Genomic DNA, 13,485 nt, shown 5'->3' on the forward strand with positions numbered 1-13,485 from the left:
AAATTCTGTGCAAGATTTTAAAAGAATGGGGTTTATATAAGTGAGTACTCAGAATAAGAAATGTTTAATGTAAAAAAATAATGTAATGAAGAAATTTACAGTACCCAAAATTTTTATGGCTGTTTTAGTTGTATTGGCAGGCCTCACTTTATTTTCATGCCTTGATAATGATAGTCCGGAGATCCCTCCTGTAAAGTTGGAAGACCTTAAAGGGAATTATAAAGGAAGATTGATCACAGTACAGGGCAATTCCAGAGCAGAGAAAATAGTAGATTTTAAAGTAAAAAAAGATACCATCTCATTTGCTGAATTTCCTATCAAAGAAATTGTAAAGTCTGTAGTGAAAGACCCGGCGAAAGCAGAAACGGCTCTCAACGCAATCGGAAAAGTGAAATATGATCTGCAGTATACGGCAACGGTAAATACGGCAAATAATGTTATAGAGTTGGTTTTTACGCCTAAGGTATTGGAATTTAAAATTCCGGTAGATGGTGTAAATAAGAATACAACAGTTGTTTTGACTGCCAAGCAGAAAGGATTTTTTGTAGGAATGGATCACTCATTAAGATATGCTTTGGCTGCGGAAAAGATTACTGTAGACGGGGTCATATTAGATCCTTTTGAAACAATCAATTATAATTTTCCACTCTGTATAAAGAACTAAATAATAAATATTACCAAAAATGGATTGTGTTTTATATGATGCAATCTATTTTTGCTTAAAAATTTTAATCAATATTCAATCGGATACGGTAGCTCTACATGGAGGAAAATAAAGAACAGATTTTGGTAAGACACCTTCTTTTGAAGGAGGAAGCCGCATGGAAAGAGCTTTTCGGAGCCTACTCCGGTAATCTGACCTATATCTGTTCCCGTTATCTGACTGAAAAGGAGGATGTTCATGATGTGCTGCAGAACAGTTTTATCAAAATGTTTCGTTCAATAGACTCTTTTGAATATAGGGGAAACGGTTCTTTAAAAGCATGGATGACCCGGATTGTGGTCAATGAATCTTTAAAGCATATTAAGCAGAATACAGATACAAAATCAACCGTGGAAATAGAAGATCTCCCGGATCTTCCTAATGATGAAGAACCTGATTTTGAGGAAATTCCAAAGGCTGTTATTATGGAAATGATACAGTCGCTTCCGGATGGATATAGAACGGTATTTAACCTGTATGTATTTGAAACAAAAAGCCATAAAGAAATCTCCGGGCTTTTGGGAATTGCAGAGAATTCTTCTGCTTCACAGTTTCATCGGGCAAAAGGATTGCTTGTTCAGAAAATAAAGGAGTTTAAAATGTCAAAAAAAGCACAATATGAATAATGAATGGTTAAATAACCTGCGAAGCAGAATGGACGACCATGAAGAGGATGTTCCGGAAGGATTGTGGGATGACATCAGAGATGAATTATTCTCTGAAGAAGATAAAGATAAGATGATTACCGGTTTTATTCCTGAAGAACAACATGAGATAGGAAATAATAATGGGCATAAAGTAGTTGACAAGCGTTTATTTTACCGTATTGGTGGTGCCGCCGCTGCCGCCGTATTGCTGTTTTTTGTACTGCAGATTGACTCTCATACAGATAGACCTGAAACCATTTCACAGAATGCAGATGGCCTTAAAGAAAAGGTAAAAAAGAATATAGGGATAGAAAACCCGCAAGACCGGGGCAGCTCTGCTGCTGAAGATCAGATGAGTACCGGGGCTTCATTGGCAGAAACAACAATAGAAAGAACGTTAAGAAAAATAAATGATATACAGCTTTTCAGTAAGGAAACAAAGAATGATGCAGAGGTCGTTCAGGATATAGCCACAGTTCCGGAAACAAAAGTAGAGACCCGGCAAGAGACTGAAATTTCTCAAAAACCTCTTCTGGTTGAGAAGGCCGAAGATGAGCCAATGAAAAGGAAGGAAGCTGAGGAAGCTCTTTTTACACCGGAAAAGAAGAAGGAAAAATATGCTGAAAACAAAAAATCTAAGTCTGAGAAATCCTGGATGTTGAGCATGCTCACAGGAAACGCATCATCAAATGTTGCAGAACAACAGTTTCCAGGGTATGCTTCTATGAGTGGAAAACCGATGAATATTGAACAGGTGTGGACTACTTCCACCTATGATGATAACCCGCTTACCGAAGTATTGCTTGCCAACCAAAGCCAGCCTGTGGAAGCGAAGATCCGTCATAAAATACCGGTTACTCTGGGACTGTCCCTTTATTATAATTTAGGGAAAAGATGGGGAATCGGGACAGGATTGAATTATACGAAACTGACATCGGAACTTCATTCCGGAAGCCATACCAATTATATAAAGGGAGTGCAGACGGTCCATTATATAGGAATTCCTGTTCAGGTTAATTATAACGTAGTTCAGAAAGGAAGGTTTACAGGATATGTTACAGGAGGGGCGCTCGTAGAAAAACCTGTTGGGGGAAATCTTACCACGAACTATGTAGTAGATGACGAAATAAAGGAGACGACAAAAGAAAGCCTGGATAATAAATCCCTGCAGTTTTCAGTAAATACAGCGGTTGGACTTCAGCTGAAAGTCATCGACAGATTCGGAGTGTATGCAGAACCCGGAATTGGATATCATTTCAAAGAAAATAACGCGCTGAATACAGTCTATAAAGAGAAACCTTTACAGTTTAATGTAAAGTTCGGGATCAGATTGCTGCTCGATTGAATATAAATTATTGATCACACCTACACTCACATTAAATGTATAAATATGAAAACAAGACTAATTTTTTTAACATTTTTAGTATTCAGTGTACTGAGTATCAAAGCACAATGTAATCCTACCATTACCAGCCCCAGGCTTGGAGTAAAATTTCCGGACAAGATTTTATTCTGTAATGTGGAAGATGAAATACTTTCTACACAGGCATTTGGCAGTTACCAGTGGTATAAGCAGGCATGGACGTGGCAGACTCCCAATAATAATCCGTGGGTAGCAATTCCCGGAGCCACATCACAGCAGCTCACGATTAATGGAAATGACCAGCTGTATTATTTTAAAGTAGCCGTTATACAGGGAGACTGTACTGCGGAAAGCCCTGCAATTATGGCAGATGGATTTGTGTATGGGCTTCCGGCGATGATGTCTACCTATACACCGGGAACTTATGAGGAAGTGGATCTTGGAGTAGTGAATGTATGTAATGGAGCTTCTGTAAAGTTTGATGATATATTTCCTGTTGTATATGGCAATCATACCTGGTTTAAATGCGTTCCAGGCAGCAATCCTCCGGTTGCGGGAGACCCTTGTATCATCGCTGGAGTGAATGGAGATTCTTTTACCGCTACAGAAACCGGAAAATATGGATTCTATGCCTGTACTGAGTACTGCCCGGACCAATGTGAAATGCTGGATCCTTTTTCATTCGTACAGCTCAATTTCGGAAACTGGGAATTCTGCGAAAATTTAGGAACAGGAGAAACAAAGCAGAAAGATAATAACCTGAAAATTTATCCGAATCCTACAGCTCAGTTCCTTTATATCGGAAAAGAATCTGATAAAGTTTATAAGGAAGTTACAATTATAGATATGTCCGGAAAACTTGTGTTGCAGAAAAACGATCACAAGTACAACCAGGCCATTGATGTAAGTCATCTTGTTCCAGGTAACTATATTATTGTTTCTAAAGGTTCAAACGGCAACGTTTATAAAAATAAATTCATAAAAAAGTAGAAGATTAAATAATCTTTTTTGTTAGTTTTAAAGTGGAGGATCGGTACAATTTATTTGTACCGATTTTTTTTAGCGATCATACAATCTACAGCAATACACGGGAAGGCATTATATTTGTGCATATATCCATCATTACAAACCCTTACCTGTGTTGAGTTCTGCTACTATTTTCTCTGAGGGGAACAATGTTTTTTCTTATTCCAAATCACATTCTTTAATGATTTTTTTGATTAAAAAGATTATGTACTGATGATGTGTTTTTCTAACGCAAAGCTTTAGCTTCATGATCTATATTTTCAGAGAGCAAAGGATAGAATCAACGAAGTTGATTCGTCTAAGCGTATGGATAGGCATACATCTTCATCAGCGACAAGGTCGCATCACTTTGCCCATTTAAAATAAAGCGGAATTATTCATAAGCTTTGCGTTCATCTTTTTAATCAAAAAATAATTTCAAACTCTTTTCATTTCTTTTCTCCGGGATAATAGGGACCGCACTTCTTGCATTTTTTGGCTGTGCGGCATTGTAATGCCAGCCGCAAAGTATATTCCAGAATAATAAAATACAGATCAACCTGTTTCATTGTACTCACAATTTAGTTCGTTATTGTAAATGATAAAATACTTATGGAATTTTGATTGATCTAAATTTGACTTAGCGATGAAAAAATTAAGAGCAAGAGATTTAGGAATTCCATTTGAGGGAATTCCGGGAGAATATAATTCAATAACGGATGTTAAAGGTGTAGAAGTAGGGTACAGTACTATTATTTCAGATGACATCAGTTTTTCAGCCAGCAAGAATCCCATAAAAATAAGAACGGGTGTGACGGCAATATTTCCGGTAGGAAAAGAAAAGAAATTCAGCCCTGTTTACGCAAATTGGTATAGCCTGAATGGGAATGGTGAAATGACGGGGACAACCTGGATTACAGAATCTGGTTTTTTAGAATCTCCCATCATGCTTACCAATACCAATAGTGTGGGGACTGTTTTAGACAGTGTTTTAAAGTGGTATGTAGATATCAATTGGTATAAGACAGATGACTGGTGGTATACCTATCCTGTTGTTGGAGAAACTTTCGATGGATTCCTCAATGATATATATGGATTTCATGTAAAAGAAAAACATGTATTGGAGGCCATTAACAATGCTTCTTCCGGAGTTTTGGAAGAGGGAAATGTGGGGGGCGGAACAGGAATGATGAGCTTCGGATTCAAAGGGGGAACGGGAACTTCATCAAGAATAGCCCGGATAAAAGACACTTCCTATACTGTGGGAGCTCTTGTACAATCTAATTTTGGGATTAAAAAGAATCTTACGATCGCCGGAGTTCCTATAGGGCTGGAACTTAAGGATTTTGAAAGCTCTATTTTTAATGGACCGCCTACATCAAGAAGACAGGAAGGAGATGGCTCCATTATCGTTGTAATAGCTACAGATGCACCACTTTTACCTCATCAGTTAAAAAGAATTGCCCAAAGGGTAACGATAGGCATAGGAATGGTCGGAGGACGTGGAGCAAATGGCTCCGGGGAAATATTCCTGGCGTTTTCTACTGCCAATAAAGATGCTTTTAACCGAAATGAAAATACACAGGTAGAAACGATTTCGAATGATCAGATGACACCGCTCTTCGAAGCAACAGCTCAGGTCGTTGAAGAATCTATAATTAATGCTATGGTAGCTGCGAGAACAATGGAAGGGGTAAATGGTAATACAGCTGTTGCACTGCCCCATGATTTACTTATTGATGCCTTACAAAAGTATAACCGGCTGAATATAGAATAGCGATCGGCTTATGGTAAGGAATGATTGTGACTGCTATTTTTTAGACGTAATTGCGGATCCTATACTGGCTATAATTACGGAGAGTACAGCTAATGTTTGAATTAGATTTAAACGCTCTCCCAGGAATATAAACCCTGATAGTGCTGCCAGAGCCGGATGAAGGCTCATAAGGATGCTATAGGTTTTTGAAGATAAGTTTTTGAAAGCCCTCATATCCAAACTAAAAGGAATTGCACTGGATAATAATGCGACACATATCCCCAATAATAACCATTTGATATTTAATTTTTCAACAAAACCATCATTTAATCCAAATGGTAATACCAGTAAAAATGCAAACCCCATCCCTAAAGCAACGGCATCAATAGATTTCATTTTTTGGGACACCAGCTTTCCACATAGAATATATCCTACCCAAAATGTGCCCGCTAAGGCTGCAAGTGCTATACCTCCTAGATGAATGCCATTTGTATTGCTCCAGGGAGTAATTAAAGCAATACCTAAACCCGCAAGACCCGCCCAAATAAAATCCTGGTATTTTCTTGATAGAATGATCGCTAAGGCTAAGGGACCTGTAAATTCTATAGTAGTTCCTAATGCCATCGGAATGAATTTAATGGCATAATAGAAAGACAAATTCATTCCTGCCAAACAAAGTCCGTATAATAAACACCAGGCATAGTCAAATCTGTTTCTGCCAACTATTTTTACTTTAAAAATGACCAAGAGCAATAACGATGCAATTCCCAATCTTAAGCTTACAGTTCCGGCAGGACCCAAAACAGGGAATAAAAATTTGGCTATTGCAGTTCCTGACTGCACACATGCCATTGCTAAAATGACCAGATAAATGCCTAGTGAATGCTGATTTATTTTTTTTATCATTATTTATAACTTTGTATCAAAGTTGCTACAATGATTAACAATGGGCAATAACGAACAAAATTGTTAGTAGAATGAAAAAGGAAAATTCAACAAATAGCATAAATAGCCAATACTTGCTAAATACCTGTGATTTTAATTATGTCCTTCAGTTAATTAGCGGCCGATGGAAATCGCAGATTATTTTTTCTATTGCCCATGGAAATAACCGGTTTAGTCTGATAAAAACCGATTTGGAAAATATCTCTGACCAGGTTCTGGGCAGACAATTAAAAATGTTAGAGAAGGAGGGGATTATTGAGAAAGCTGAAATTTCTGAAACCATACCGAAAGGAATTAAATACTCCTTTACGCAAAAGGCAGATTCGTTAATTCCTTTATTGCGCCAGCTTTGTTATTGGGGAGGTCAGAATAGATTGACAGAATAAAATTGTATTTCATACTCATATCAAGACTATTCTGAGAGCATATTTCGTTGATATGTTTTTAGTTATCCCTATTTTTCATAGAATATTATCAAGGCAAAATTCAATTTTCTAAAATAGCTTATTGGTTATATTTACTTGAAAAAACACACCCATGCTGATAAAAATTTATGGAAGTGCCATTCACGGAGTTGCCGCTCAGACGATTACTATTGAAGTGAATGTAGATACGGGAGGAGTGGGATATCATCTGGTAGGTCTTCCCGATAATGCGATCAAAGAAAGCAGCTACAGGATATCTGCGGCCCTTAAAAATGTGGGTTACAAAATTCCCGGAAAGAAAATTACAATTAATATGGCGCCTGCGGATCTCAGAAAAGAGGGATCTGCTTATGATCTGAGCATTGCTATCGGTATTTTGGCGGCTTCAGATCAGATTTTGGCTGAAGAAATCCAGCATTACATCATTATGGGTGAGCTTTCTTTAGATGGAAGCCTTCAGCCGATAAAAGGAGTTCTTCCTATTGCAATCCAGGCCAGAGAAGAAGGCTTTAAAGGGATTATTCTTCCGGTTCAGAATGCCCGCGAGGCAGCAATTGTTAATGACCTGGAGGTATATGGAGTGGAAAATATCAAAGAAGTCATTGATTTTTTTAATGAGGGAAAGGCACTTAAAAAATTGACATTAGATACCCAAAAAGAATTTCAGGATAAAATCAATGATTTCCCTTTTGATTTTTCTGAAGTGAAAGGACAGGAAGCCGCAAAAAGAGCTATGGAAGTTGCCGCAGCCGGAGGGCATAACATCATTATTATCGGTCCTCCGGGAAGTGGAAAAACCATGCTGGCTAAAAGAGTTCCCAGTATTTTGCCTCCGTTGACCTTGAAAGAGGCATTGGAAACCACAAAGATTCATTCTGTAGCAGGAAAAATAGGAACCGAAGCTTCATTAATGACTGTGCGCCCCTTCAGATCTCCACACCACACGATTTCTGATGTTGCTTTGGTGGGAGGAGGAAGCTACCCTCAGCCGGGAGAAATTTCTCTTGCTCATAATGGAGTATTATTTCTTGATGAAATGCCGGAATTTAAGCGGACCGTGCTGGAAGTGATGAGACAGCCATTGGAAGATCGTGAGGTCACCATCTCAAGAGCCAGATTTACGGTCAATTATCCCGCAAGTTTTATGCTGGTTGCCTCAATGAATCCCAGTCCAAGTGGCTTCTTTCCGGATGACCCCAGTAATACATCTTCTGTTTATGAAATGCAGCGGTATATGAATAAACTTTCCGGACCGCTTTTAGACAGAATTGATATCCATATAGAAGTGCAGAAGGTGGAATTCGAGCAGCTTTCCGAAAAAAGGAAGGGCGAAAAAAGCAAAGAGATAAGAGATCGGGTAGTAAAGGCAAGGAATATTCAGAATAAAAGGTATGAAAATCTGAATATCAGCTGTAATGCACAGATAGGTCCTAAAGAAATTGAAGCATTTTGTGAATTAGACGAAGCCTCTTTCAGCCTTATCAAATTAGCTATGGAAAAATTAAATCTCTCCGCCAGAGCATATGACAGAATCCTAAAAGTAGCCCGAACTATAGCCGATCTTGAAGAAGCTGAGAAAATCCTGTCCTATCATATTTCCGAAGCTATACAGTACAGAAGTTTGGATAGAGAATTTTGGAACGGATAGTTCCAAAATTCTGCTTTCTATTTATATTGCATTATAAATTCTTTCTCGATGTGATTGTTGAGCGCTTTGAGTTCCCGTTGTTTTTCTAATGTCATCTGTCTGTAGTCGTAAGCCTCTTCATTTCCATTCTCGTCAGTATACGATGTTATCTTGTTATTGATCATATCTTCAAAAGGATTGTTGTATCCTGTTTGCTTGAGCTTAATGTATTTTTGCTTATCGATGAGTAAGGGCTTTTCCCCAAAATGGGTTTCTACAATCCCTGAAGTATCATATTCTTTATCTAGCCTTTTATTTTTGACCAATGTAAAATGAAAATAATTATTGCTGTCATATATTTCTAGGATCATACCCGGAAGCCCCCGAAATTTATAAGGACCCTCGGGAATTGGGATAGTGTCTGTAAACCATGCTGTCCATTGCCTGCCTCCAAAGTTGGTTGCAGCTGCCTGTACTTTTAGCTTATCCAGCATTTTTGTTTGAGGTAGAATGATCCATTTCATTTCATCATTGGTTTTCATTTGGGCAGTTATATTGCCAACTATGAAATAATTTGTGTTATTGAAACTGTTTCTTTCTCTACTGATATAGTGATACAATTTCGTTCTTTCATATTCTGAATCTGAGCTTGGATTTTTCATTATACTGTCATTTTTCTGATCAATTAATGAATAGTATTTTATCGATTTAGGGTTGATGTCGGTAATGAAAAATTCCTTTACTTCATAAGCTGCAATGGTGTCAGGCTTAAATTTTAATTCGTAGTAGAACCTGTTACTTTGAGCATTTACACCTACGCCTATACCTAATAACAATAAAAAAAAGAATCTATACATTATGTGTTGATTTGTAGTAATTCAACCAAAAATCAAACCTCTTTTTTCTTATTTTATTTCTTTTAAGAGAAAGATGACGAATAAAATTAAATGTCTTGTTTTTTAACACGTTTTAGTTTAAAAATTACCAAAAAAAGTGGAGTTTATCTGTTTTTGCTTTCATAAGTTTCATTCTGCAATGTGGGGTCTAAGTTGTAATTATATAACAGTCAATAGATTTTATTATGTTAAATTTGATTATTGAATTGTTAATCATAATAAATTATAAAATAATTAAAGTTGTATTATTTGGTTCTTTAGTGAAATATATAAAATAAATACGCCCATTTATTTTATATATTATTTTCGATAGTAATAAATAACGCAAAAGCTTTATTTATAGTTCTGCATACCACATATGCAGATCGCTTGGATCACTGTTATATCTTCTCCATTACAAAGCTTCCCGTACACAACCATTTATTTATGAAATGCGTTATACGCATTGTTTCTGTTGAGAAAACAGGTATACAGAGTAAGATGGTTTTGTATCAGGTTTTGATAGGTCTTTACAGATGATAAGAGCTGTGAATACAATAAACTTTTAACCAAATCAATTTAAAATGTTAAACACAACATCCACAATAGCGGAGCTGTCAACAGGCTCTGCTGTATTACTCTCCTCTGAACAAAGAGAAAAAATTCTGTATAGATTTAATAAAACCGGTTGGGATTACTATGATGAAGAGACGCTGGTATCTCTTTTTCTAAAACAGGTGGAGCTTCATCCTGAAAATACAGCTGTTGTTTGCAAAGAAAGGCACATCACTTATGAAGAACTAAACCGGAGAAGTAATCAGCTTGCCAATGCGCTGCTGGAAAAAGGGATAAAAGAGGGAATGTATGTTCCAGTATGGCTGGACCGATCCCTGGAATGGGCTGTCGCAATTCTGGGAATTCTTAAAACAGGAGCGGCATATGTTCCTATAGATCCTGCTTATCCTGTAAAAAGAATAGAATATATGCTGGCAGACACTGCTGCTCAGGTCATTATTACCAATCATTCATTAGGGATACTTTTGTCAGAAAATGAAAACGTTGCGGTTTTTGATCTGGATCAAATGGAAAATCTGGATTATTTACCTTCCCAACAGCCGGATATTAAAATTCATCGGGATACTCTTGCATATACCATCTATACTTCGGGATCTACAGGAAAACCAAAAGGGGTAATGGTAAGCCATCAGGCTATTCAGCATCTTGTGACCTGGCATAATCACCATTTTCATGTGGATTATACTTCAAAGTTAACCGTTGTAGCTGGGTTAGCATTTGACATATCAGTATGGGAAGTATGGTCAGCGCTTACTTCAGGGGCGACGGTTTTTATAGCTGATCATGAAGAAAGGACAAATGCAGCTGCTCTGGTTGGTTTTTACCATAGAAATAGGATTACACACGGTTTTGTGCCTACCATTTTAGCACCTGAAGTTTTGGAAGAAACCAAAAAAAATAATGATCTGTCATTAAAGTACCTTTTTACAGGAGGAGAGAAACTAAAGCCTGTTCTAACCTCTGAATTAAGCTATGAGCTGGTTGATTATTACGGCCCTACTGAATGTACCGTATTTGCTACATTCAAAAAAGTAAAGGATACAAAGGGGCAATATCGGTCTTCAATAGGTAAGCCGATAGCTAATGCAAAAGCTTATATTTTAAACGAACAGATGGAGCCACTGCCTATAGGAGCGGTAGGAGAATTATATATGGGAGGCACTCTATTGGCAAAAGGTTATCTCAATAACGAAGAACTTACCGCAGCAAAATTTATTGTTAATCCGTTTAATGAAATTGAAAGGCTTTATCGCACCGGAGATTTAGCAAGATGGCATGAGGATGGTGAGATTGAGTTTTTAGGAAGGATAGACAGTCAGGTAAAAATCCGTGGATTTCGGGTTGAGTTAGGCGAAATAGAGAGAACTCTTACTCAGCAGGAAAATATCCGGGAAGCGGTAGTGATCATAAAAGAAACGGATGGCAGTAATAATAAATACCTTGTTGCCTTTATCGTACAGGAATCTGCTATAGAAAAGGATATTACCTTGATTAGAAATCAGCTGAAAGAAGAGCTGCCAGGGTATATGATTCCCTCCCAGATTATTTTTATTGATAAACTTCCCATAACAACAAATGGAAAAACAGATACTCATGTTTTAAAAGAGTTGGCAGCCAAGGAAGCCAGAGAATTCGTTTCTTTTGAACCACCTACAAGCGAAACAGAAAGAATAATTGCTGATATCTGGTCTGTGGAGCTGGAAAGACCAGTCATTAATATCTCAGATGATTTCTTTGATATTGGAGGTAACTCACTGCTGGTGGCTGTGGTAGCAGTAGCATTAGAGAAAAGGCTTAACGTAAAAGTATATTTGAGAGATATCTATCAATATCCTGTATTACAGCAGCTTTCTAAAGTTTTAATCAATAGGTCCAAAGAGGTAAAGGAAACGGCTCCTGTAGAAGATATGGAGCCTTATGTAGAGCTTCAAAAAGATGTTTATCTTGCACCCGGGACGGTGTTTGCAGGAGATTTTGATACTGAACAGCTGGAAAATCCCTCTGTAATATTTTTAACAGGTGTGACCGGATTTGTAGGCATCCACTTGCTGCAGGAACTTTTGGATACTACAAAAGCTGATATCTACTGCCTGGTAAGAGCACAGGATGGGTTTCATGCGATGGAAAAGATAGACCGTTGCATCAAGCAGTTTCATATTTCTCAAAAACTGGAACAGAAATCAAGGATTATTCCCATCATTGGAGATCTCTCGTTACCTTCATTAGGACTATCGGATGATATATTTACAATGCTGGCAAAGAAAGTGGATCTTATTTATCATTCAGGAAGCTCCGTGAATTTTATCGAACCGTACTCCTATATGAAAGCCCCTAATGTAGAGGGCTTACGGGAGATTATAAAATTTGCAGGAGCAGTAAGAACCAAATGTCTTGCTTTATTATCTACTATTTCGGTGTACAGTTGGGGACATGTGTTTACCGGTAAAATGGTAATGCTGGAAGCTGATGATATTGCGCAAAACCTAATGTCTGTAAGCAAAGATATAGGGTATGTAAGAAGCAAATGGGTAATGGAAGCGGTAGCCGACCTGGCAGCAAAAGAAGGACTGCCGTTAATAACATATCGTCTGGGATATGCAATGTGTCATAGTGAGACCGGTGCAAGCGCTCCTTATCAGTGGTGGTCGGGATTAGTGAAAAATTGTGTGGAGTTTCAATCCTATCCGGCACTTAAAGAACTGAGGGAGGGGCTTATCACGGTAGATTATATGACGAAATCCATGGCTCATATCACTAAAAATAAAGAGGCCATAGGTAAAAAGTTCAATCTGATTGCCAGCCCGGAAACCAACCTGACTCTGGAGGATTTCTTTGGTTTAATGAAGGAATATTATTCCTTTACACTAAAGGCACTTCCTTATAAAGAATGGAGAAAGCAATGGGAAGATAACAGTAAAAACCGTCTATATCCTTTAACCAGTCTTTTCAAGGACAATATGCATGAAGGGCTATCCACGGTAGAGCTTTATCAGGATACCTATATCTGGGATTGCTCGAATGTTATTCAGTTTCTGGAAGGATCGGGTATTCAAGAACCTGTATTTGATAAAAATATGCTGGATTCTTATTTAAAATATCTTGAGCTTCCTGTAACATAACTTTTTAATTTAAAAAAAGGAAGCTACTATCTTAGTATGGGTAATCATTTTCTTACCATAACAAAATATATGTTTGGTTTAATTCTGATTTGGTTCCGGTTCCTGAAACCAACTATTCAATGTATACATATGATTTTAAATTATATAATAGGTTGGCTTTGAGTGGCGGTGTATATATGATGTACATGTGATGTAGGTTTTTTTTGGCAATGGTTATCTTCATAATTAACTTTGTTTTCATTAAAACACAAAGGTTATATAAAAACAAAATCTTCACAGTATTGATAGACCTGGAAAGATTGATAGTAAGTAGATTACTCTGTATTTTTTAAGAGAGATTACTATTGAATAATTGGTAATCTCTCTGCTTTTATTATTATGCTTTTAAAATCAATGTTGTGATTGAATTTTAATTGACGTTCCACTTCTTATTAAACATCTAAA

General features: G+C 37.3%; 10 protein-coding genes. 8 read left to right on the plus strand and 2 right to left on the minus strand.

The features are described 5' to 3' along the window. Nucleotides 1–85 precede the first annotated feature (85 nt). The 5 genes from B8967_RS12830 (at nucleotide 86) to B8967_RS12850 (ending at nucleotide 5,495) form a co-directional block, all read left to right on the plus strand. Entirely contained in the window at nucleotides 86–664 is a 579-nt protein-coding gene (locus B8967_RS12830) for a DUF4840 domain-containing protein (protein WP_084086364.1), read from the plus strand. 98 nt (nucleotides 665–762) lie between these two features. Next, entirely contained in the window at nucleotides 763–1,329 is a 567-nt protein-coding gene (locus B8967_RS12835) for an RNA polymerase sigma factor (RefSeq protein WP_084086365.1), read from the plus strand. Then, on the plus strand, nucleotides 1,322–2,695 hold the full coding sequence (locus tag B8967_RS12840) for a porin family protein (protein WP_084086366.1): 1,374 nt from the start codon (nucleotides 1,322–1,324) through the stop codon (nucleotides 2,693–2,695). Before B8967_RS12835 ends, B8967_RS12840 begins: the two co-directional genes overlap by 8 nt. A 45-nt stretch (nucleotides 2,696–2,740) precedes the next feature. After that, the gene (locus B8967_RS12845; protein WP_084086367.1) at nucleotides 2,741–3,703 is read left to right on the plus strand and encodes a T9SS type A sorting domain-containing protein; all 963 of its coding nucleotides are present in this window, start codon (nucleotides 2,741–2,743) and stop codon (nucleotides 3,701–3,703) included. 661 nt (nucleotides 3,704–4,364) lie between these two features. Further along, complete coding sequence (locus B8967_RS12850; RefSeq protein WP_084086368.1) at nucleotides 4,365–5,495, plus strand: DmpA family aminopeptidase; 1,131 nt, start codon at nucleotides 4,365–4,367, stop codon at nucleotides 5,493–5,495. 33 nt (nucleotides 5,496–5,528) lie between these two features. On the opposite strand, the gene B8967_RS12855 is transcribed toward B8967_RS12850, so the two are convergent. Continuing rightward, complete coding sequence (locus B8967_RS12855; protein WP_084086369.1) at nucleotides 5,529–6,380, minus strand: EamA family transporter; 852 nt, start codon at nucleotides 6,378–6,380, stop codon at nucleotides 5,529–5,531. Nucleotides 6,381–6,451: 71 nt separating this feature from the next. Between B8967_RS12855 and B8967_RS12860 the strand changes: the two genes are divergently transcribed. Both B8967_RS12860 and B8967_RS12865 read left to right on the plus strand, forming a co-directional pair. After that, the gene (locus B8967_RS12860) at nucleotides 6,452–6,805 is read left to right on the plus strand and encodes a winged helix-turn-helix transcriptional regulator (protein ID WP_084086370.1); all 354 of its coding nucleotides are present in this window, start codon (nucleotides 6,452–6,454) and stop codon (nucleotides 6,803–6,805) included. Nucleotides 6,806–6,956: 151 nt separating this feature from the next. Next, nucleotides 6,957–8,492, plus strand: a complete 1,536-nt coding sequence (locus B8967_RS12865; RefSeq protein ID WP_084086371.1) for a YifB family Mg chelatase-like AAA ATPase — start codon at nucleotides 6,957–6,959, stop codon at nucleotides 8,490–8,492. Nucleotides 8,493–8,509: 17 nt separating this feature from the next. Here B8967_RS12865 and B8967_RS12870 read toward each other — a convergent pair whose 3' ends face one another. Beyond that, nucleotides 8,510–9,328: a GLPGLI family protein gene (locus B8967_RS12870; RefSeq protein ID WP_084086372.1), complete on the minus strand. Its 819-nt coding sequence runs from the start codon at nucleotides 9,326–9,328 to the stop codon at nucleotides 8,510–8,512. A 602-nt stretch (nucleotides 9,329–9,930) separates the two neighbouring features. Here B8967_RS12870 and B8967_RS12875 point away from each other — a divergent pair. Further along, on the plus strand, nucleotides 9,931–13,041 hold the full coding sequence (locus tag B8967_RS12875; RefSeq protein WP_084086373.1) for a non-ribosomal peptide synthetase family protein: 3,111 nt from the start codon (nucleotides 9,931–9,933) through the stop codon (nucleotides 13,039–13,041). The last annotated feature ends 444 nt before the right edge of the window (nucleotides 13,042–13,485 follow it).

This window comes from Chryseobacterium sp. YR221, from assembly GCF_900176315.1.
Lineage (GTDB): Bacteria > Bacteroidota > Bacteroidia > Flavobacteriales > Weeksellaceae > Chryseobacterium > Chryseobacterium rhizosphaerae.

What these genes read in the sequence shown, in the direction of transcription:
- B8967_RS12865 (WP_084086371.1), top strand. Translation starts at nt 6,957, where the DNA reads ATGCTGATAAAAATTTATGGAAGTGCCATTCACGGAGTTGCCGCTCAG.
- B8967_RS12860 (WP_084086370.1), top strand. Translation starts at nt 6,452, where the DNA reads ATGAAAAAGGAAAATTCAACAAATAGCATAAATAGCCAATACTTGCTA.
- B8967_RS12840 (WP_084086366.1), top strand. Translation starts at nt 1,322, where the DNA reads ATGAATAATGAATGGTTAAATAACCTGCGAAGCAGAATGGACGACCAT.
- B8967_RS12830 (WP_084086364.1), top strand. Translation starts at nt 86, where the DNA reads ATGAAGAAATTTACAGTACCCAAAATTTTTATGGCTGTTTTAGTTGTA.
- B8967_RS12850 (WP_084086368.1), top strand. Translation starts at nt 4,365, where the DNA reads ATGAAAAAATTAAGAGCAAGAGATTTAGGAATTCCATTTGAGGGAATT.
- B8967_RS12855 (WP_084086369.1), bottom strand. Translation starts at nt 6,380, where the DNA reads ATGATAAAAAAAATAAATCAGCATTCACTAGGCATTTATCTGGTCATT.
- B8967_RS12875 (WP_084086373.1), top strand. Translation starts at nt 9,931, where the DNA reads ATGTTAAACACAACATCCACAATAGCGGAGCTGTCAACAGGCTCTGCT.
- B8967_RS12870 (WP_084086372.1), bottom strand. Translation starts at nt 9,328, where the DNA reads ATGTATAGATTCTTTTTTTTATTGTTATTAGGTATAGGCGTAGGTGTA.
- B8967_RS12835 (WP_084086365.1), top strand. Translation starts at nt 763, where the DNA reads ATGGAGGAAAATAAAGAACAGATTTTGGTAAGACACCTTCTTTTGAAG.
- B8967_RS12845 (WP_084086367.1), top strand. Translation starts at nt 2,741, where the DNA reads ATGAAAACAAGACTAATTTTTTTAACATTTTTAGTATTCAGTGTACTG.